Below are 21,067 nucleotides of genomic sequence, written 5' to 3' on the forward strand. Positions count from 1 at the left end.
AATCTTGTATAATTTCAGAATCTGTGGGCTAAAAGCAATCGAAATCAATACAGTAATTATTCCTCCAACAACATGGCTGCCAGGGTTTCGTCTCTATTATAGATATCGTCATAGAAGTGAATGGTTCCCTCATGATCTACCCAAGCGGTGAAATAACCAATATAAACCGGAATTTTGTTTTGGAGCGCATACCAGGATTCCTCGCCTTTGTTCATGGCGGCATCAATCTTTTCGGGAGTCCAGTTTTTGTCGTCTTCCAGAATTAGATTGGCTAGTTCTTTAGGTTTTTCCACACGAATGCAACCATGACTGAATGCTCTCTTTTCCTGCTCAAACAAACTCTTAGATGGGGTGTCGTGTAAGTAAATCGAATTGGAATTGGGGAACAGAAATTTTATTAATCCCAAGGAATTTTTTGGCCCGGGTCTTTGTCTGAGAATACCTTTATGCCATTCCATATCGTGTTTGGCGAGGTAGTTGGGATTTTTGGCCAAAGCCGGTTCAATTTCTTTTTTGATAATACTTTTGGGTACATTCCAATAAGGACTGAAGACAATGTATTTCAGATCGGCATGGAAAATAACGGTCTTATTCAAGGCTTTGCCTACAACCACTTTTGAGAGAAGCACAGGTTCGCCATTTTTGAAATACGTCAATTGAAAGGCGGGAATATTGACTACGATAAGTTCTTTAGTTTTAGAAATATCTGTCGAAAGCCATCGGCAACGCTCCATATTGACCATGATGGTTTTAATTCGGGCCGTTACAGGGATGTTTAAGGAAGCGATGTGATCCGGCGTAATGGTTGAAGTGGCGCTAAAGGCATTGTTTTTTTTGTATTTCAAAAGTCCTTCCCTGAGTTCTTCGTCATACACAGTGCTTTTTGAATCAGACGAAAGTTCTCCCGTTTTGAACAGACGCTGTCTTATTTGGGCAATAGTTTCAGAACTGTCTCCCGGTTTTAGCGATTTTACTGTAGAATCTAAGACGATAGTGTTCCACCCGCCTTTTTTTTCTATAGCCCGGTATTTTTGCAAGACTTCGCGAAGGCGATAATACTGCCCCAGTACTTCTTTTTCGTCTTTATTGATGAGAGAGGGATTACTGATGATAGAATCCAGATAGTTGACATAAGATAGTTTTTTTCGAGGCAAATACCATCCCAATTCTGCGCTTTTTTGGGGATCAATGCCTTTGAATACTTTATCGGCATAGAAAAAGTAGAGCGAAGAAATCAGTAGTTCGTCTTCGGTATTGGGTTTTTCTTTTTCATTGGTTTCCTGAAAAATTTCGTCCAATTTATCTTTATATGGTATCGGAACCTGAACTCCTTCCTCTTCCAGATTTAAAATTTTGTTGTACAACAAACTGCCAACTTCCGTGATGCCTTTTTTGTCGTACCAAATGTAATGATACTGTTGTTTTTTGTACAAGACATCGACTTCTGCTTCAAATTTTTTGAGTTTCGGGTATTTATCAAAAAACGGATGTACCAAGGTGCTGTCAAAAGGAATTTCACTCAGAGGGGTCAACTTATTGGAACTTCCTTCAGGTTTTGAAGAAGAGGATTCTTCTTTTTTGCAAGAAACAGCAACAAATAAGAAACAGAAAAAAACGGCGACGATCCATAAAATTAATTTTCTCATATCTAGGGCTTTCTATGTAAAATTGAATATAAAAATACAAAAAAAGGCAGTCAACTAAATTCAAGAATCGCTTTAAATTATGTCCTAATTTGATAAAGTCAGTTATTGTTTACTTAATACAGTTTTCTTTTGGTTTGAAAGAAAAAAACCGACAGTAAAGCAATGACTTTACTGTCGGTTTTTAAATTATAATAAAAAGTGCTTTTGAGTTTAGAATGTAAAAGCAGCTCCTACTTGTACCACTTGGTTTTTGGCATCGGTATTTTCGATTACTTCATTAAAACTGCTAATGTAACGACCGTTGATCGAAAGACCGAAAGGTAAATGGAAAGACATTCCAAATGCCCAGGCAGTATCAAAATCATTAAAATCAGGATTGAGAGGGCCATCAGCGTCGTCTTTGAGTTTAAACCCAAACTGAGGTCCTGTTTCGAAACTTAAGATTTTAACCGCATACAATTTTGCAAGAACAGGCACAGTAAGGTAAGTCAAATCAAAATCGGTTGTTGAGGTGCTGAATCCCTGTTTTGACAATTGCAATTCCGGTTGTACGAATAGTAAACTTTTTACAAGTGTCATTTCTTTATAAACGCCAACATAAGCTCCAGTCATATTGTCGATACTTCCAAGATTTCCTTCAGAAGCTGATGAGAAATTAGCTCCGGCCCTAACACCGAAACCTTGTGCCTTAATTGTGTTGGATGCCAATACAAAAAGGGAGGCTAGGAGAATAATTTTTAATGTTTTCATAGTGTTGAGTTTGGTTTGTTAATGTCCTTTTTTTGGACTTTAAGTTTGTCAAAAATAAGAATAAATTGGTTAAAAGTTTTAGGAATTGGAAAAATTAGTTCAGCAAAAGCGTTGGGCATTATTTTTTGAAATAAATATTTCTTCTAAGGGCTTAGAAAAGGTTTGGAAAGGAATAGGAGTGATTGTTTAAAAGAGGTTGTCAGGATTTTTTGAGCTAAATAAATTAAGCAGTAAAACCTTAATTTTTAGTTAGAAACAAATTTTTTAACTAACTTAGTTCTGAATATAAAACCGTGATTATGAACTCATTTTTAACTAAAGTAAAGCTGTATTTACAAGAAATTGATTCAAAAAAAATCATCAAAAGAATTGGGTTTTTCTTTCTTGGTTTAGTAGCGCTGATAGTCGTCGTTTTTGGTGGCTTAAGAATTTATTTCAACCAAAATAAACCCAAAATTGTTTCTGAAATCAACACCACCATCAATGATAATATTGCAGGGCATGTCAAGATAGGGGATGTCGGTTACAAGTTTTTAATTGGCTTTCCCAACTTTACCGTTGTTTTGAATAAAGTGGAACTGAGAGACAGTTTGTTTCCTATTCATAAACGTACACTGCTGAAAGCTGAAGAAATTGAAGTGCGTCTAAATGTTTTAGGACTATTGAAAAATGAGGTGAAAATCAGTAAAATAGTTATCAATGACGCCAAGATTGATCTTTTTAAAGATAAAAATGGGGTTTCTAATTCCAATATATTAAAACCAAAACCTAAACAACCAAAAGCTAAAAGCGATAAAACAAAATCTATTAATCAAATTGATTTAAACAATGTTGTTTTTATCTCCGAAAACCAGCAAAAGCACAAATTGTTCTATTTTGATGTGGCTTCCCTGCAAAGTACAGTTGATTTTAACGATGAGGGCTGGAAAACCGATCTGCATATTAAAACCTTGGCGAAAAGTATGGCTTTTAATGCCCTGAAGGGAAGTTTTATTAAAGGAAAAAATGTAGAAGGAGTGTTGGCTGTCGCTTTTTCAAAAGCGGAAAATAAGATTAAAGTTGATACTAAAGACCTGAAAATAGGGAATGACCTTTTTGATATAAAAGCTAATTTCAGTTTGGAGAAAATCAAAGCTAATTTTGATATTGATATCAAAACGGAAATTTTATGGACTAGCGCGTACAAATTGTTATCCAATAACATTTCTGCAAAACTCAAAAGCTTTGATTTGAAACAGCCTATCAAAGTAGGTTGTACGATTGCCGGCGACATGAATGTTGCAGGAGATCCCGAGATAGTGGTGGAAGCTTTTATAAAGGATAATGAACTTACGATTCCAGATGGTTTGATTACCGATTGTAATTTTAATGCAAAATTCACCAATAGTTATAAAAAAGATTTGGGTAGTAGTGATGCGAATTCCGCTATAATAATTAAAAGTTTGACAGGCTCTTACAAAGAAATTCCTATTGTCGTCCCTGTTGCAACGATTAATAATTTAGAAAAACCAGTGGCATCTGGAAGTTTAAGATCAGATTTTGATGTTGTCAAAATGAAAGGCTTTATGGGAGAGGATTTTATTCAGTTTTATGAAGGTACGGCTAAAGTAAATTTGGATTTTGAAGTGGATATCGTTGATTTAAGAATGAAGAAACCACATTTTACCGGAGCGGTTGATATTAAACAAGCCCATTTTATTTATAAGCCTAAAAATCTGACGGCGAAAACCAATATCAGACTTGATTTTACAGAAGAGGCGCTATTTATTAGAGATATTAAATATCAAAGGGATAAAAATATTGTGTTTATAGATGGGCGAATTGATAATTTCCTCAACTTATATTATGATGCCCCAGAAAAAATGGTGGCCGTTATCAATATAAAAAGTCCTTTTTTTGATATGAAAAAAATGATGGCGACATTGGCGTATAAAGATAAAACGGTTGTGAAAAAGAAAACGGATTCTCAAGCGGGTGCGGCTAGTCCACTTACCGCACTTAATAAGGCGCAAGTTGTAATAAATTTAAAATTAGATAAATTACAGTATGCCAGTTTAACAGCAACCAATGCAAAGTTTGTTATTTTGCTGAACAACGGGCAATTGTTTATTAAAGATGGCTGGATTGAAACTTCCGGCGGGAACATATCTTTTAATGCAAAACTGATTCCTCAAAACGGAGGGCAAAGTTTCAACTCGGCAGCCAAAATAACGTCGGTAGATATACCAAGATTTTTAACCTCTTTCAAAAATTTTGGAATAAAATCATTTCAGCCAAACAATATTAGAGGAAATCTTTCAGCTACAGCGGCTATGAGTGGCAAAATGGATCAGGATGGAGGATTAGTTGATGATTCAATGAAAGGGGATTTAAAATATGAAATAAAAAATGGTTCTTTAATTAATTTTGAACCCATAATGAAAGTGGGAAAAGTTGCCTTTCCAAATCGAGATGTAAAACATATTGTTTTTAATGATTTATCCGGAAAAATCGCTATTATTGGGCATAAGGTAGACGTTGACTATTTTAAAGTAAGTTCGAATGTGTTGAATTTTGATGTGATGGGGATCTATTCATTCAAAAGAGGCACAAATTTAGGGATGAAAATTCCACTTAGAGATCCTAAAAAGGATTTTGAAATTAAGGATAAGGCTAAAAGAGACGAACTCAGATACAAAGGGATTGTCTTAAATTTAGTGGTTGTTGACGGGAATGACGGAAAAATGAAAATAAAATTGGGTAGTTATGATAAGCAGAAAAAAAAATAAAATAAAACTACTGTTTTTAGTAGTTGGTTTAGTGGTTTTGTCGGGTTTTGGAACTTCTGTATCTCAGAATCCAAAAGAAAAAGAACAGATTGACAGTACACTCAACGCTTGGCATAAAGCCGCTGCCGAGGCAAAGTTTGATATTTATTTTAACTTTCTGACAGAGGACGCTATCTTCATTGGTACAGATGCTACGGAAAATTGGAATAAAAAAGATTTTAAAGCTTTTGCGAAGCCTTATTTTGATAAAGGAAGGGCCTGGGATTTTACCGCTTTGGAACGCCACATTTATTTTGACAAAACAGGAAAATTAGCCTGGTTTGATGAATTACTAAATACCCAAATGAAAATTTGCAGAGGCTCAGGGGTGTTGGTAAAAATAGGGAAGGAATGGAAAATTAAACACTATGTTTTGTCGATGACGGTTCCAAATGACAATACAAACGAAGTGGTTAAAATTAAAGCGCCTATTGAAGACGCTTTGATTGAAAAGTTGAAGTCTAAGAACTAAATTATTCTGCGTCGGAAACCAGTAATCCGGCCAGGTTTTCATCTCGGTCGTAAATATCGTTAAAGAAGCTGATTTCTCCGGCATCGTTAACCCAAGTTGTGAAATACCCAATGTGAACCGGGATTTTATTTTTCAGGGTGCAGATTGTTTGCTTTTCGCCTTTCATAGCTTCTTCTATACGTTTAATTGGCCAATCCGGATCATCTTTTAAAATCAGCAATGCCAATTCCTTAGCTTTACGCACATTGATACAGCCGTGACTAAAAGCTCGGGATTGAAAGTCAAACAAACTTTTAGCGGGCGTGTCGTGCAGATAGATGTCATTGGAATTGGGAAACATAAATTTGACGAGTCCTAAAGAGTTTTCTGGTCCGGGTTTTTGTCTGACTCCTCCTTTGTAATATTCCATATTATGTTTCGCGAGATAGTCTTTGTCTCGAACTATTTCGGACTGTAATTCATTTTCGACGATGCTATTTGGGATGTTCCAGTAAGGGCTAAAAACGATTTGAGTCATATCGGCGCTAAAAATGACAGTTTCGTACATGATTTTGCCGACAAAGACATTCGATTCCAGTATGGTTTTGCCATTTCTTTTAAACAACAGTCTAAAGGAGGGGATGTTTATAATGATATACTCTTTGGCTTTGGCCAATTCAGGTGGGATCCATCGGCAGCGCTCCATATTTACTATAATAGTTTTGATACGGTTGCCAATAGGTTCGTTCATTTGTTCGATATTTTCGGGTTTAATGATGTAATGTAACTTTAAGCCGTATCTTTTTTTGTAATTCATTATACCAGCCATCAATTCCTCATCGTAGAAATTGCTTTTGGAGTCCTGTTTTAAATCGCCTTCCATAGCCAGACGTTTTCTTATTTGACCGATGGTTATGGCGCTGTCAAAAGGTTTTAACTCTTTACCGGAAGGTTCAGCTGTTATCGGATCCCAACCGCCGTTTTTTTCTATTTGACGGTATTTTTTTAAAATAGCACGCAGACTGTAATATTGTGCAAACATATCTGCTTCGTTTTTATTTAATAATTCAGGGTTGGCCAACAAAGAATTTAAAAGAGCACCATAGGAAATGTTTTTTGTCGGGATAAACCACCCAATTTCCTTGATTTTTTTGGAACCAATGCCAACATATACTTTTTGGGCATAAAAGACATACATACTGGACAACATAATATCAGTGTCGGGCACAGATAGTGTATTGGCGGGTTTTTCATTAAATATTCTGTCAATCGCCTCATTATAGGCAAAGCTGGCGTTTAGTCCTTCCTCTTTCAACAGACCCACTTTTGGATATAAGGAATAGGCAAATTCAATGAGTCCTTTGCCATCATGCCAGATCGCTTTATATTTTCGTTCTTTGTATAATAACATAACATCCGATTCATATTCTTTTAAATCAGGATATTCTTTAAAAAAATTGACAATAAGAGTCTTGCTGATAGGGGAGCTGGGTTTCTGTTGAAAATGTGCAACAGGAATTACTTTATTTGTTGGGTTTTCAGTTGTCTTAGGGTAAAAAGCGAAAAGAGAAAAACTCACCGCTATTATTACTATAGACGAAAAAATGTTTTTCATAGCTTAATTATTTAACATAAAGGTAAATAATTTTCGAAAAAAGAAAGTTATACCATTGCAGTTAATTGTTATAGTATTTTTGGATTTACACGTCTTTAGTTTTTTCTTTTTTTGTCAGGATCTCTTTCATTAGTATATATTTCCTTAATTTTGCCGAAATATTCTGAAAAAGTGGGAAGTAAAAATAAATTAAAAAGGTTCAAGGAAAACGAAACATTCAATAACGTTTTTCAGCCAACAAGAGAAGAAGTAGTAGGTGATTTATTTCCTCTGAAAGGAAAATGGAATTCGGAATTCTTCAAAAATGAAAATCCATTGGTATTGGAATTAGGTTGCGGCAAAGGAGAATATTCTGTTGGTCTGGCCGAAAGATACCCTAATAAAAACTTCGTTGGAATTGATATCAAAGGAGCCCGTTTTTGGCGTGGTGCCAAAACTGCTGTTGAAACCGGATTGAATAATGTGGCTTTTGTGAGAACTCAAATCGAGTTAATCAATCATATTTTTGCTGAAAATGAAGTGGATGAAATTTGGATTACTTTTCCGGATCCGCAAATAAAATACAAACGCACCAAACACAGAATGACCAATTCAGAATTTCTGCAACTGTATAAAAAAATACTTAAAAAAGACGGTGTGGTGAACTTAAAAACCGACAGCGAATTTATGCATGGATATACACTGGGTCTATTGCATGGTGAAGGGCATGAGGTTTTATATGCGAACCATAATGTGTATGTGAACGAAGGAAGTCCGGAAGAAGTAACTGCTTTTCAAACCTTTTATGAAAAACAATATTTGGAGATTAACAAAGCAATTACGTATATTCGATTCAAAATAAAATAGTGTTCAGTTCGCAGTTTGCTGGATTCAGTTTCGAAACAGATCAAGACAAACTGCGAATTAAACACTGAATAAGGAACATCAAGCGCTTCTATGAATTTACTCATATCCTTGCTTTTAGGTTTTTTTACCGCTTGTATAGGGATTATTCCGCCAGGATTAATCAATATGACAGCAGCTAAAGTGAACCTGAAAGAAGGTAAAATAAGTGCGCTTTGGTTTGTTTTGGGAGCTGTCACTGTGATTTTTTGCCAAGCTTCACTTGCTATTTTATTTGCTCAATTCATTGATGAGCGTCCAGAAGTGGTGGTTTTATTGCGGGAAGTGGGATTTGGCATTTTTACAGCCTTGACCATATACTTTTTGTGGATTGCTAAAAAACCAAAACTCAAAAAAGGGAAAATTAAAAAAAAGAGTAAAACCACCCGTTTTTTCTTGGGAATGCTGCTCTCGGCACTCAATTTTTTCCCAATACCGTATTATGTTTTTGTGAGCATTACATTGGCGTCCTATAAATTATTTTCATTTGACATAACTTATATTTTTGTGTTTGTAAGTGGAGTGGTATTAGGTTCGTTTATGGTTTTCTATATTTATATTACTTTCTTTAAAAAGATAGAGGACAAAACCGATTATATTATGGCGAATATGAATACCTTCATAGGGACGATAACTGGATTGGTGTCGCTAATAACCCTTTTTAATATTATTAAGTATTATTTAGGATAGATTTTTCCGGACCGAAACTTCCATTTAGGTTCGAAAAGTATTGAAGAAGTAACTGTTTTAATTGCATTCTAATCATGTCAAACGACAATTTTTTTGAAAGAGTTTATGCCGTTGCCCGACAAATTCCTTTTGGAAAAGTAACCTCTTACGGTGCTATTGCAAAAGCTTTGGGGACAGCACGTTCTGCAAGAATGGTGGGCTGGGCTATGAATGCCTCGCATAATTTAGACGATGTACCTGCTCATCGTGTAGTCAATAGAAAAGGATTGCTAACCGGAAAGTTGCATTTTGACGGAACTAATTTGATGCAACAACTGTTGGAAAACGAGGGAATAGTCGTGATTGATAATCAGATCGTCGATTTTGAGAAGCATTTTTGGGAGCCGGAAATCAGCGGTCAGTAAGCAGTTATGTTTTTTAGTTTGGATAATTTGACTCCTGAATTGTCATGTAATTTTTAAAAAGATATGGAATAATCACCATCAATTCATGTATCAATAAATCCGATATAAATCCTTTAAAATAAGAACTTAATCCGTTATCTTTGTAATCTAAAATTAGTTTAAATAAATATAGTTTTTATCAAAAACTACAAACAAAAAAGCACACACAATAAATGAAATTAGATAGAAAAGAAATTCTTAAAGCTTTAGAAACAATTACTATAGCTGGAGAAGGAAAGAACATGGTAGAAAGCGGAGCAATAGCAAACGTGGTTACTTTTGGAGATGAGGTAGTAGTGGATTTAGTATTGCATACACCCGCGATGCATATCAAAAAACGTGCAGAGGACGATATCAAAAAAACGATTCATGATTTGGTTTCTCCTGAAGCAAAAATCAAAGTTAATATTAAGGTAGAAGCGCCGGAGAAGAACGAGATTAAAGGGAAAGCAATACCTGGAATTAAAAATATCATTGCAATCGCTTCCGGAAAAGGAGGCGTTGGAAAATCTACAGTAACAGCAAATTTAGCGGTATCACTTGCTAAAATGGGATTTTCAGTAGGAGTTCTTGATGCGGATGTTTATGGGCCCTCTATGCCTATTATGTTTGATGTAGAGTCCGAAAAGCCAATTTCTATTGAGGTTAACGGTAAATCAAAAATGAAACCCATCGAAAGTTATGAAGTTAAAATCTTGTCTATAGGATTTTTTACTTCACCAAGTCAGGCAGTGATCTGGCGTGGTCCTATGGCTGGGAAAGCATTAAATCAAATGATTTTTGATGCGGATTGGGGTGAATTAGATTTTATGTTAATCGACTTACCTCCAGGAACAGGGGATATTCATCTTTCTATTATGCAATCATTACCTATTACAGGAGCGGTTGTAGTAAGCACACCACAAGCAGTAGCTTTGGCAGATGCTAAAAAAGGAGTTTCCATGTTCTTGTCAGAGGCTATAAATGTTCCTGTTTTAGGAATTATCGAAAACATGGCTTATTTCACACCGGAAGAATTACCTGAAAATAAGTATTACATTTTCGGAAAAGAGGGCGCCAGAAATCTTTCAGAAGATTTAGGAGTTCCTTTCCTTGGTGAAGTGCCAATCGTACAGTCTATTCGTGAAGCTGGAGATTATGGTCGTCCGGCAGCAATGCAAACAGGTTCTGTAATAGAATCGGTTTTCGAGGAGATTACCAGAAATGTGGTACGAGAGACAGTCAACAGAAACGAAAGTTTGCCAGCTACAGAAGCTATAAAAATAACCACTATGGCAGGATGTTCTGCTGTAAAAAAATAAGAAAGTAGAATAGTTGAGATGATTTTGATCTTTCAATTTTCTAATCTTGCAATCTTTAAATAAAGAAAATGACAACAGAAGAATTAACAAGAAGCGTTTTAAAAGCATTGGACGAAATCAGGCCTTTTCTGAATTCAGACGGTGGTGATATTACGCTCATTTCCATCGAGGACGACAAACATGTAAAAGTGCGTCTTGAGGGAGCTTGCACCAGTTGTAGCGTAAATCAAATGACGTTAAGGGCTGGGGTAGAGACTACTATCAAGAAATTTGCGCCACAAATAGAAACCGTAGTGAATATTCTATAATGTTTATCAATTTTTGTTTTTTTTAACCGTTTTCCACAAATAAAATGCAGAGAGCGAGAACGAAAATAGTTTTACTAAGAAGAAATTACTAAAGGTTTAATTATCAGCTTATTATTGGATTAAAAAAAATCCGAATAGGAGATATTTCTTTCATTAGTATTAAAAATTTAACAATTCTATTTTTACGAATTGTTAAAAAAATAGGATTTAATTAATGGTTTAGTAAAAAAATGTTTAAATAATTGATGTTTTTGATGAATGTTTATTGGATAATTAAGTTATTTTTGTAAATAACTAAAACCCCAAAATCATGATGAAACACTACAAATTATTTATTTTATTATTTTTCTGCTCCTTAGGTTATAGTCAGCAAGTTCTTCAGGATTTATATGTTTCTAAAGCTTATGTGGGTGTAAATGATGAATGGTCACAGGCTAATTACGCATCGAAAATTCTCATTAACGCGAATACTGATGGTAAGATTAAAATTACCAATTATGAATTCTTAAGTGATTTTACCGACGGAAAAGCGAAGTTACAAGATGTTGGAGGTTTAAATTCTGCTGAATTTTCATATCCTCAAAAAGTTAAAACGAAAACCGACCAAAAAGGAATAACGAATATCACTTTTGAAGGGGTTTTCATTTTTCAATTGGTAAACAGTGTTTATTCTGTGTCATCAAGAGTTACGATGCTGGTTTATCAAGATGATATTGTCGGTTTGAAAATTAAAGAAAATGGGCGATCAAAAGAGTATGCTTTTAGCTTAGCCCAAGATTAAAATGTAAAAGAGTTATCATAAAAGTAATTTACCAAGATGTTACCCTTTATGTTAAGCTCTAAATGAAAATAAACTAATTCCAAGTTATTTAGAATGGATGTATTAATTAAAATTAAAGATCGAGAAGGGGTTGTTCATGAATTACAAGCTCCAACAGATATGGCGATGAACATTATGGAGTTGTGTAAAGCCTACGAGCTCCCTGTTGAAGGGACCTGTGGGGGGATGGCCATGTGTGCATCTTGTCAATGTTACGTCCTTAACGATGTACCTTTACCAGAAATGGGTGATGACGAGGAAGCCATGCTTTCAGAAGCCTTTTATGTAAAATCAAACAGTCGACTAGGTTGTCAGATTCCAATCACCGAAGATTTAGATGGTTTGGAATTGGAGTTGGCTCCAGAGAATTAAGAAAAGCGAGAAAATTTTTTCTCGCTTTTTTTTATACTCTTTTTAAGAAGAAATAATTTTTCAATTTGCTGACAAATATCATGCTATAAGTGCCCTGCTTAGAAGAACTTTACAGGAAGTAAATTACAGCGTTCAAATGCTTTTTTGTAGTTTATGAGGACTTTTAAAAGATTAAAACAAGCGGATTAATTATGCAACAAGATATTTTAATTAAAATCACAAACAGAGAAGGAGTTACGCATCAGGTACAAGCGCCAACAGATATGAATTTGAGTATTATGGAATTGATTCGCTCTTTTGAATTGGCTCCTGTTGGTACAGTGGGTCATTGTGGAGGTAAAGCGATGTGTACCTCCTGCCAATGTCAAATCCTTAACGATGTAACGTTAAATGAAATGAGCGAGAAGGAAGAGACCCTGCTTTTACAATCCGCTTCCCTGAAACCCAATATCCGTTTGGGTTGTCAAATTCCAATTACCGATAATTTAGAAGGTTTAGAATTAGAATTGGTGTCTGTAAATTAATACATTGGATGCTGTTTTAGTTTTGAATCATAACAGTAGCGGAAGGTAAAATTCGTTTTACAAATAAGGAATATCCGTATTCAGAGGGATGCAAACCGTCTTGGGCAACCAAATCTTTATTGGTCAGGCCTTGACGCGTTATGTCGGTTACAGTAATGAACTGTATCGTATGGTCTTCGCAGTATTTTTTTGCAAAAGCATTGTAGCTGTCAATTTCAAGAGAAATAGTGGATGGGTTTTCGCTTTGCTGGCCAAATGGTGTGTAAGCGTAGTCAGGGATTGAAACGACAATGAGGTTTGATTTATCCCCTTTTGCCAAGGCAATGGCTTTTTGAACTAATTCTGGAAATTCTTTTTCATAGAGAGAAAAAGGTTTGTGTTGGTATTGGTTGTTTACACCAATCAACAAAGTGACTAAGTCATAAGTGGAAGATGGATTTTGGCTGTTGATCGCTGAAATCAGATTGGTAGTCGTCCATCCTGTTTGGGCAATAATTTTTAATGAGATGCGAATACCTTTATCAGAGCTTTCCAGATTTGTTTTTAATTGTTCTGGAAAACGGCATGTCTCACAAACATTTTGCCCGATGGTGTAACTGTCACCGAGGGCCAGATAATGAATTTCTTTGGTTTGAGGAGGTGTCTGTGTTTGTGGGGTTGGAGAAGGAGCCGGTGTTGGGTTGGGTACAGGTTCTGTAAAAGTGGGTGCGGAGATATTCTCCGTAATAGGATTTTCACTACTGCAACCCAAAACAAAAAGAATTGAAATAAAAGCAACTAGTATTTGGAATTGTGTTTTCATGATCTTGAAATTAGGAATACATCTTTCTAAATACCAGTTACGTTTTTTTGACAGATTTGGTTTTTAAATAACTAAGCCATTTCTGCTTTCATCATGATACTTTCTTCAATTGCATCCCAAAGTCCGATTCGTTTCTCTAGGGCCAGAATCGAGATTTCTTCGACCTCTGCCCATTTTTGACTTTCTGTTCCGCAAAGTTCTGTTATCATTTGCATAGCCATGGGCCCGTGTTCGTCTGCATCTAATTCGATATGTCTTTCAAAATAATAGATTAGTTTGCTCAAGTCGGTTTGTGGAAAATTTTCCTGAAAGTTTTTAAGAATTTCCGTAAACATACTTGGAATAAGATCTTCTCTTCCAAAAGTAAAAGCGGCGGCAATTTTGTGTGCCTTTCCTTCTTCTATAACTTTGAAAGTGAAATCTAAAAAGGTTTTGATATTTGGGTGCAGATTGCTTTTTTTGATGGCTACAAATATGTTATGCAGTGAATTTACTTCTGATAAAAAATGTTCTATACCAACTGTATTTGCTCCGCAGGATTCCATAGCTTCAATATACATTTCGTAATGACTTTGGCGACGGCCATCAATAGTCAAGTCACTTTCTTCGGCAAGAACAATTTCGTTTATCAAATACCTTGTTTCGGTGTTTTTGGTTGCAAACCAAGGTGTTGTCGTACAGGTTAGTTTAGCCTGCAACGCTTTTAATAACGACATAAAATCCCAAACCGCATAAACATGACTTTCCAGGAAGCATTGTAAATCTTCTATAGTCTGTACTTTTTTGTATAAAGGATGGTGTAACAGCTGTTCTTTTTGGGGTTGAATACTGCTGTTGATTGTTTGAATATCCATGGTGGTATTTTTTATTGTAAATGTAAAAAAGCTTCTTGTTTCCAAGAAGCTTTCACTATTGATTTTATAAATACTTTAATAGTTGTTTATCTTATTTAAATGCTGGGATTCCGGTTATATCCATACCTGTAATTAGTAGGTGGATATCATGGGTTCCTTCATAAGTAATGACCGATTCTAAATTCATCATGTGACGCATGATAGAATATTCTCCGGTAATTCCCATTCCGCCTAACATTTGTCTGGCCTCGCGGGCAATATGAATCGCCATATCCACATTATTTCTTTTTGCCATTGAAATTTGGGCAGAGGTAGCTCTTCCCTCATTTCTCAAAACACCTAAACGCCAAGTCAGTAATTGTGCTTTGGTGATTTCGGTAATCATTTCGGCTAACTTTTTTTGTTGTAATTGGGTTCCGGCAATTGGTTTGTCAAACTGGATTCTTTCTTTGGCATAACGCAATGCTGTATCGTAGCAATCCATGGCAGCTCCAATGGCACCCCACGCAATACCGTAACGTGCAGAATCAAGACAGCCTAGTGGTGCTCCCAATCCTGATTTGTTGGGTAATAAATTTTCTTTTGGTACTTTGACATTATCGAAAATTAATTCTCCTGTAGATGATGCACGAAGTGACCATTTGTTATGTGTTTCTGGAGTACTGAAACCTTCCATACCGCGTTCTACGATAAGACCGTGAATTCTTCCTTCTTCATTTTTAGCCCAAACCACTGCGATATCAGCAAATGGAGCATTTGAAATCCACATTTTGGCACCATTTAATAAATAATGATCACCCATGTCTTTATAGTTCGTAATCATGCTTCCTGGATCAGAGCCATAGTTTGGTTCTGTCAAACCAAAACAGCCCATGAATTCTCCAGTAGCCAGTTTTGGTAAATATTTCATACGTTGTTCTTCGTTTCCGTATTTCCAAATAGGATACATTACCAATGAAGATTGTACAGATGAAGTAGAGCGAACTCCAGAATCACCGCGTTCGATTTCCTGCATGATTAGACCATATGAAATTTGATCTAAACCGGCACCACCGTATTCTTCAGGGATATAAGGTCCAAAACCACCAATTTCGCCCAAACCTTTTATGATTTGTTTAGGGAATTCAGCCTTTTGAGCATATTCTTCAATAATAGGAGATACTTCTCTTTTTACCCAGGCACGAGCTGAATCACGAACTAATTTGTGTTCTTCTGTCAATAAATCGTCTAGGTTATAATAATCCGGTGCTTGAAATAAATCTGGTTTCATGGTTTGAAAATTTTAATGCAACAAATCTACATAAAGAAATATAACAAAACTAATGTAAAATGTTATATTTTTAAAAATAGATACTCATTTTGATTTAAAGAATTTATTTTCTATGATGTGAATCATCTTGTGAACAGTATATGATTAGTGCTTTATTCATTTTTTAAAAAAGGCTGTTTTATAATTTAATAAAAAAAAACTCATATATTTGAAAAGTAGCCCTTGATTGTTTTTGTAAGCTTTTACATGTAAAATGTTAAGATGTAGGGTAGTATAAAGATATGAGAATTAAATCAAAATGAAAAAAAACATCTTAATAGTTCTTGTTTTAGTATTCCAAATAGGATTTGCTAGTAAAAAAGAAACCCATCGTATAGGGATTGTTCCAGATATTGAAATAAAACCGACGATTCGTTGAATTAAAGAGGGAAAGACGAAGTGCTGGAAAGAGCTGTACTTTTTGTAGAAAAAGGGAAATAGAATACAATTAAAGCGAAACTTTATCAAAACTGGATCGGCAATCATGCCATATTTCTTGAAAAGTACAGAGTTCGCTATTGTTGAAAAACATAAATATATCAAAATGAAAAAAGTTACCCTTTTATTATTTCTTTTTTGTTCTAGTTTTAGTTTCTCTCAGAAACCCATTGCAGGAAAACCTTATGTAATGAACGATAACAAAGATTTTTATTTTTTAGACAAAATACTGAAAAACAAAAAAATCATATTGTTAGGAGAGCAAACCTATGGCGATGGCGCTACGATGGATGAGAAATTGAACCTTGCTTTACATTTGAATCGTAGAAAAGGGAAGAATACCCTTGTTTTTGAAACAGGGATGTACGAAGGCTATAAAGCTTGGAAATTGTATACCACAAATAAAGTTACTACAGCAATCTATAACAGAAGCGTCTATAGGTGGTCCAACACCCGCACCTTCCAGAATTTATTGTCGCATATGGAACGGACAGCTAGCTTTAAGGATACTATAAAAGTAATTGGTTTTGATAGCGAAGAAGGCGGTTCTTTATTCAATCAATACTTTATAGAGGATTTAAAAAAGATATTTTTGGAACGACAAATCATTATTTCGGATACTGTTTTTAGCAACATCGAAAAAATATTTGTGCAGAGAGATTTAAGTAATGTAGCGGCAAATAAGAAAGATTCTTTGAATTTGTATCAGCAATATAATCTGGTTTTAGGATCTTTCAAGGAAATAGGAAGACCTAATATACAGGAGAAATTGATGGAACAAGTAGTCCTGAATCAAATTGCGCAGGTTGATCTTGAAATTAAAAAAATACAAAAGCAAAAACTGAAGCAACAAAATTTCAGAGATTCTCAAATGGCTAAAAATTTGATATTCCTCTCTGAATTGTATCCAGAGGAAAAAATGATTTGCTGGAGTTCTTCCAATCATTTTGCAAATAATATAAAAGATTTTGAATACACGACCCTAACTGATGGGTACGTGAAGCAACAAATAGAAATAGAAAAGCAGTTCAGAGACAAAAGCGAAGAAATTTATGGGAGAGTAAAATCATTGGAAGGTGCTATTCCTATGGGCGAGTTACTCAAAAACCATTTCAAAGATAAGTTGTACAGTATTGCGTTCTCTTCTTATGAGGGAGATTATGGTTTTATAGGTATCCGCAATTATCCCATACTGCAACCACCAGTTAATAGTATTGAGCATCAATTGACTAGCAACGAGAACACTAAAGTGTTTTTTGGTTTTGACAAAAAAGACACTACCAGTTACTACTGTTCGGCATTGAGTAACCTGCCCATTAAAGCAAAATGGAATCAAGTTTTTGATGGCTTGCTTTTTATAAAAAAATCATACCCACCAAAACCAGGTATATTGGATACAGCAAGCACTGCACTAGAATCTTTTACTGTGTCAGGAAAAATAACAGATAAAAAAAGCAACAAAGCCATTCCTAATGCGGATGTCTATCTTTTGAATACAAACAAAAGCGTGGTGGCAAATAATGGTGGAGCATTCCAGTTTCAAGTTCCTAGAAGTAGTTTTAATGGCAAATTGATTGTTTCGGCTTTAGGATATTATTCGGATACACTGTCTGTTTCAAAATTGGAAAATTTAAAGAATGTAGTTGAGATTCAATTGCAAAAATTTGATGAAGAAACCATTCAGTTAGATGGTATGAAGCTAGCTGCATCCAGAAAAAAAGTAAAATCGTTGACGGCAGAAAAGATTTTGAAGAAAGTAAGAAAGAACATATACGACAATTATTTTCAAAATCCTTACAATCAAAAATTCTTTTTTAGATCGAGAATCAAAGAAGATGGGGTTGTTTTTTCTAATGAAGAAGCGGTTTTAAACACTTATTGTCCTGAGGGAATTAACAGCTCTAGTGATGCAGCAAGTAATTTCTATGGTAATTTACTTCATTTTCAATGTACTACAAATAACCCGTCAAAAGACAATTGGGAAGGGATTGGTTATTTTGGTGTAATGATTTTTACAAACATCCTTCTTAGCGAGTCCAATGTGATACACAAAACGACCTCGTTCAATTTAAAAAATGAAGGTGTTGCGAGCTATGATAATCGGAATGTGTATATGGTAAGTTTTGTCAATAATGCGCCAGATGTATTTACTACTGGATTTAGTAATCCAGCCCCAAAATACGCTACAGGAATGCTGTACATTGATACCAAATCCTTTGCCATAGTCAAATTTGAACATTATTTAGAAAAATACCCTGATTATCCTGATGATAATTCAGGATTGAAAAAACAAGCGGTGCTTAAAATTACAGAGACTTACAAACTGGTCGGCGACAAATATTTTTTGAATTACAGCAATGAAACTGTGGAAAATAAATATTTGTCGAGGAAAGATAATAAACTTGTAAAGACACAAATGACAAGTTACGACATGATGTCTCTGGATATAAATACAACCAATGTCGAGAAAATGAACCGTCAAATTGATCGATTAAAACTTGGAGTAGTTTTGAAAGAAGATCCTGAATTCTGGAAAAATAATAATTTTATTTTGGAGGACGATAAACAGGAGTTTTGATGATGCGAATCTGCATCATAATAAATCGGAAAAGATATTGAAATGTACTGTCAAATAAAAAGCCTTTGTTGGCTCTATTTTGTTTAGTCTTATCAGCGGGTTTTACCAGACCCACCATTCCACTTTAGCACCTAAATATTGGCCCCAACTTTGAGAGCCGCTTTGTGCTAAATAGGGTGAATAGAGGTTGTCAGCAGCAAATTGGTTGTAATGGGCAACACTATATACGAGTCTGAAGTGAGGTCTCGCCCAAACATCTCGTTGTGAGGTGGGAACCAATGTGGGTGCAATAGTGAATTTGGTCATCTGCGCAAATTCCTGAGTACCATCTTTTCGCCAGGCAAAATCAACTTCATGAAGCAGGTGCAGCCAGTTTTTAATATACCATGTTCCTCTGGCTCCAAAAGAGATATCCTGTTTCCTGTTGAATAATAATTGCTTTCCGAGATAATCGGGTGTTTTGTTTAGGCTATCACTGGCGCCAACACTTTTGGTGTAAATGGCATAGGCGTTAAGCGAATATTTTTGGCTGAGATTCAGTAAGAATGTTTCGGTAAGGGCCAGAGAGTACGCTTTTTTGAAACTATTGGTTTCAAGGTTTGGTCCTCCGTAGGTCATGTATGTTCTGCTGGAGCCCCCATCTCCACCATTTGCAATTCCATAACCGTAGCGGGCGCTTACGGCATTAAAGGAACCGGGAAGTTTGGTAGAAATGTCTTTATAATATTTAGCCCCTACAACAAATCCAATGTCCGCAGGATAACTGTATTGTGTATTTGCATCGCTGGAGACGCCAGATGGCAGGCGGTGAAATTCCCCAAGCAATTTGATGTAACCTTTACGTACGGGTGCTGTATGTTCTAAAATAGAAACATATCTGTTGCGTAGTCCCAGAACAGGAGTCCCATTGACAATATTGAGATAGAAATTGGGTGGTAATGTAGATGTGGTGTCAATCGAACCTGTAAATATCACCGAAAGCTGCGTGTTTTTGTATTTGACACCAATTCCCTGTCCTCCATGATCATCAAAATAATAATGGTCAATTATATGGATATCATCACCTCGGTATAGTCTGGCACCAAGCCATACAGTCCATTCGCTTCCCATTATGTTTTTGGCCTCGACGAATAATTCCGGTAAAGCTGTTGTAATTCCGCCTGTTGATTTATTGGTGACGTTGCCAATCAATTGACCTTGGGTGGTATAAAATGCAAATCGGGCCTGAGCGCTTATTTTGGTTGTGTCACTGCCTCCGATAGTTGGGGCGAAGTGCATCGCCGCAGCTAATTCAAAATAATCATTTTCTTCAAATCTCCCCCCAATTGATCCCATTCCGTTTAAATTGAGTGAACGCGGGAACTCACTTTCTACACCAACACCATAAGCAACTCCCGCCCGGCCGTAACTCCCGAGGGAGAATTTGTTATTGGAAATAACAGGTGATTGAGCCATCAATTGCACTGTTGAAAAAAGTACTACTAAGAGAAGAAGATTTATTTTCATGATGCTATACTATAGGTTAGGAGTCTTGTTCTACAATACTGTTGAGTGCAATAAAATAAAAATGATTGTATGCGAAATTTCACAAACTTGTTGTTGTGAATGGATTTGATTTTAACTCAAATTTAAGATATTTTTTTTAAATTCATTTGAATTTATTAGGAATAATACCGTGTTTGTAGATACAATTTTGCGGTTGTCCTTTTATTTAAAGAAAGAAGAGACGCAGAGTTAGAGCGTGTTATGGAAAAGTAGAGACTTTTTTTCTACATTTTCAAATAGAAATCTTTCGTCAATTCAATATATTCTGCTGTATAGATGTGTCTGGCGGTTTCGATAACTAATTCGTCGATAGTGAAATTTGGATTTTCTTTTCGGCTAAAAGCCAATAAACTGCGCTTGATTTCGGTGATTGGAGTGCCTTTTACACGAGTGATTTTTTGAGGGTATAATTCGTATTCTTGGGCTAATGCCAAGAAATTTTCTTCTTCTTTGAAAGGAATAATGACGCAGAAAACACCCTTTTCGGATAGTAATAAATCGGCTGCTTCAATCAAATCCTCAAAAGGCATAGCGTCTTGAAAACGGGCCAAATCTCGTTGTTCATTATTTGATTTGTAATCTTCCTGGTAGAAGGGGGGATTGGAAACAATCAGGTCATATTCGTCTTCCGGTTCTTCCACAAACTCATCCAATCCTGCATGAAAACAAAACAGACGGTCATTCCAAGGGGAGTTTTCAAAATTATCGGTTGCCTGTTCGTACGCATCTTCGTCAATCTCTAAAGCGTCGATTTGCTCCGCTGAACTTCTTTGCGCCAGCATCAATGCAATAATTCCTGTCCCGGTTCCAATGTCCAGAATACTGAAAGGATTGTTTTCTAAGGGAGTCCATGCGCCTAATAAAACACCATCAGTACCTACTTTCATAGCGGAACGATCTTGGTTTATAGTGAACTTTTTGAACTGGAACAT

The 21,067-nt window shown here is 35.6% G+C and carries 19 protein-coding genes; 11 read left to right on the plus strand and 8 right to left on the minus strand.

Annotated features, from left to right (window positions below):
* Positions 1-56: 56 nt before the first annotated feature.
* On the minus strand, positions 57-1,646 hold the full coding sequence (locus tag ABEB23_RS12100) for a L,D-transpeptidase family protein (protein ID WP_348812864.1): 1,590 nt from the start codon (positions 1,644-1,646) through the stop codon (positions 57-59).
* 210 nt (positions 1,647-1,856) lie between these two features.
* Complete coding sequence (locus tag ABEB23_RS12105; RefSeq protein WP_348812865.1) at positions 1,857-2,396, minus strand: outer membrane beta-barrel protein; 540 nt, start codon at positions 2,394-2,396, stop codon at positions 1,857-1,859.
* Positions 2,397-2,695: 299 nt separating this feature from the next.
* Between ABEB23_RS12105 and ABEB23_RS12110 the strand changes: the two genes are divergently transcribed.
* Together ABEB23_RS12110 and ABEB23_RS12115 are read left to right on the plus strand one after the other, a co-directional pair.
* Entirely contained in the window at positions 2,696-5,164 is a 2,469-nt protein-coding gene (locus ABEB23_RS12110; RefSeq protein ID WP_348812866.1) for an AsmA family protein, read from the plus strand.
* On the plus strand, positions 5,142-5,675 hold the full coding sequence (locus tag ABEB23_RS12115) for a nuclear transport factor 2 family protein (RefSeq protein ID WP_348812867.1): 534 nt from the start codon (positions 5,142-5,144) through the stop codon (positions 5,673-5,675). The genes ABEB23_RS12110 and ABEB23_RS12115 overlap by 23 nt, the downstream gene beginning before the upstream one ends.
* 1 nt (position 5,676) lies before the next feature.
* Here the strand turns inward: ABEB23_RS12115 and ABEB23_RS12120 are convergent, their stop codons facing one another.
* The gene (locus ABEB23_RS12120; RefSeq protein ID WP_348812868.1) at positions 5,677-7,269 is read right to left on the minus strand and encodes a L,D-transpeptidase family protein; all 1,593 of its coding nucleotides are present in this window, start codon (positions 7,267-7,269) and stop codon (positions 5,677-5,679) included.
* Positions 7,270-7,440: 171 nt separating this feature from the next.
* Between ABEB23_RS12120 and trmB the strand changes: the two genes are divergently transcribed.
* The 8 genes from trmB (at position 7,441) to ABEB23_RS12160 (ending at position 12,609) form a co-directional block, all read left to right on the plus strand.
* Positions 7,441-8,115: a tRNA (guanosine(46)-N7)-methyltransferase TrmB gene (trmB, locus tag ABEB23_RS12125; protein ID WP_348813091.1), complete on the plus strand. Its 675-nt coding sequence runs from the start codon at positions 7,441-7,443 to the stop codon at positions 8,113-8,115.
* A 90-nt stretch (positions 8,116-8,205) separates the two neighbouring features.
* Entirely contained in the window at positions 8,206-8,841 is a 636-nt protein-coding gene (locus tag ABEB23_RS12130) for a LysE family transporter (protein WP_348812869.1), read from the plus strand.
* A gap of 74 nt (positions 8,842-8,915) precedes the next feature.
* On the plus strand, positions 8,916-9,245 hold the full coding sequence (locus ABEB23_RS12135; protein ID WP_348812870.1) for an MGMT family protein: 330 nt from the start codon (positions 8,916-8,918) through the stop codon (positions 9,243-9,245).
* A 212-nt stretch (positions 9,246-9,457) separates the two neighbouring features.
* Positions 9,458-10,585, plus strand: a complete 1,128-nt coding sequence (locus tag ABEB23_RS12140) for an Mrp/NBP35 family ATP-binding protein (RefSeq protein WP_348812871.1) — start codon at positions 9,458-9,460, stop codon at positions 10,583-10,585.
* Positions 10,586-10,653: 68 nt separating this feature from the next.
* Positions 10,654-10,893, plus strand: a complete 240-nt coding sequence (locus ABEB23_RS12145; protein ID WP_348812872.1) for a NifU family protein — start codon at positions 10,654-10,656, stop codon at positions 10,891-10,893.
* 310 nt (positions 10,894-11,203) lie between these two features.
* Positions 11,204-11,674: a hypothetical protein gene (locus ABEB23_RS12150; protein WP_348812873.1), complete on the plus strand. Its 471-nt coding sequence runs from the start codon at positions 11,204-11,206 to the stop codon at positions 11,672-11,674.
* Positions 11,675-11,767: 93 nt separating this feature from the next.
* The gene (locus tag ABEB23_RS12155; protein ID WP_348812874.1) at positions 11,768-12,085 is read left to right on the plus strand and encodes a 2Fe-2S iron-sulfur cluster-binding family protein; all 318 of its coding nucleotides are present in this window, start codon (positions 11,768-11,770) and stop codon (positions 12,083-12,085) included.
* 191 nt (positions 12,086-12,276) lie between these two features.
* Positions 12,277-12,609 (plus strand): 2Fe-2S iron-sulfur cluster-binding family protein, encoded by a 333-nt coding sequence (locus tag ABEB23_RS12160; protein ID WP_348812875.1) that lies wholly within the window; start codon positions 12,277-12,279, stop codon positions 12,607-12,609.
* A 16-nt stretch (positions 12,610-12,625) separates the two neighbouring features.
* Here the strand turns inward: ABEB23_RS12160 and ABEB23_RS12165 are convergent, their stop codons facing one another.
* The 3 genes from ABEB23_RS12165 to ABEB23_RS12175 all read right to left on the minus strand — a co-directional run bounded on the left by ABEB23_RS12165 (position 12,626) and on the right by ABEB23_RS12175 (position 15,535).
* Positions 12,626-13,411 carry an SGNH/GDSL hydrolase family protein gene (locus tag ABEB23_RS12165; RefSeq protein WP_348812876.1) on the minus strand — a complete coding sequence of 262 codons (786 nt, stop codon included), beginning with the start codon at positions 13,409-13,411 and terminating at the stop codon, positions 12,626-12,628.
* A 71-nt stretch (positions 13,412-13,482) separates the two neighbouring features.
* Positions 13,483-14,265 (minus strand): DUF3050 domain-containing protein, encoded by a 783-nt coding sequence (locus tag ABEB23_RS12170; protein ID WP_348812877.1) that lies wholly within the window; start codon positions 14,263-14,265, stop codon positions 13,483-13,485.
* Between the two features lie 91 nt (positions 14,266-14,356).
* The gene (locus ABEB23_RS12175; RefSeq protein WP_348812878.1) at positions 14,357-15,535 is read right to left on the minus strand and encodes an acyl-CoA dehydrogenase family protein; all 1,179 of its coding nucleotides are present in this window, start codon (positions 15,533-15,535) and stop codon (positions 14,357-14,359) included.
* A 583-nt stretch (positions 15,536-16,118) separates the two neighbouring features.
* On the opposite strand from ABEB23_RS12175, the gene ABEB23_RS12180 reads away from it, so the two are divergent.
* Positions 16,119-18,590, plus strand: a complete 2,472-nt coding sequence (locus ABEB23_RS12180; RefSeq protein WP_348812879.1) for a carboxypeptidase-like regulatory domain-containing protein — start codon at positions 16,119-16,121, stop codon at positions 18,588-18,590.
* 102 nt (positions 18,591-18,692) lie between these two features.
* Here the strand turns inward: ABEB23_RS12180 and ABEB23_RS12185 are convergent, their stop codons facing one another.
* Together ABEB23_RS12185 and ABEB23_RS12190 are read right to left on the minus strand one after the other, a co-directional pair.
* The gene (locus ABEB23_RS12185) at positions 18,693-20,096 is read right to left on the minus strand and encodes a carbohydrate porin (RefSeq protein ID WP_348812880.1); all 1,404 of its coding nucleotides are present in this window, start codon (positions 20,094-20,096) and stop codon (positions 18,693-18,695) included.
* Positions 20,097-20,359: 263 nt separating this feature from the next.
* Positions 20,360-21,067, minus strand: coding sequence for a tRNA1(Val) (adenine(37)-N6)-methyltransferase (locus ABEB23_RS12190; protein WP_348812881.1), 708 nt, complete (start codon positions 21,065-21,067; stop codon positions 20,360-20,362).

Source organism: Flavobacterium maritimum, assembly GCF_040049085.1.
Taxonomy (GTDB): Bacteria; Bacteroidota; Bacteroidia; order Flavobacteriales; family Flavobacteriaceae; genus Flavobacterium; species Flavobacterium maritimum.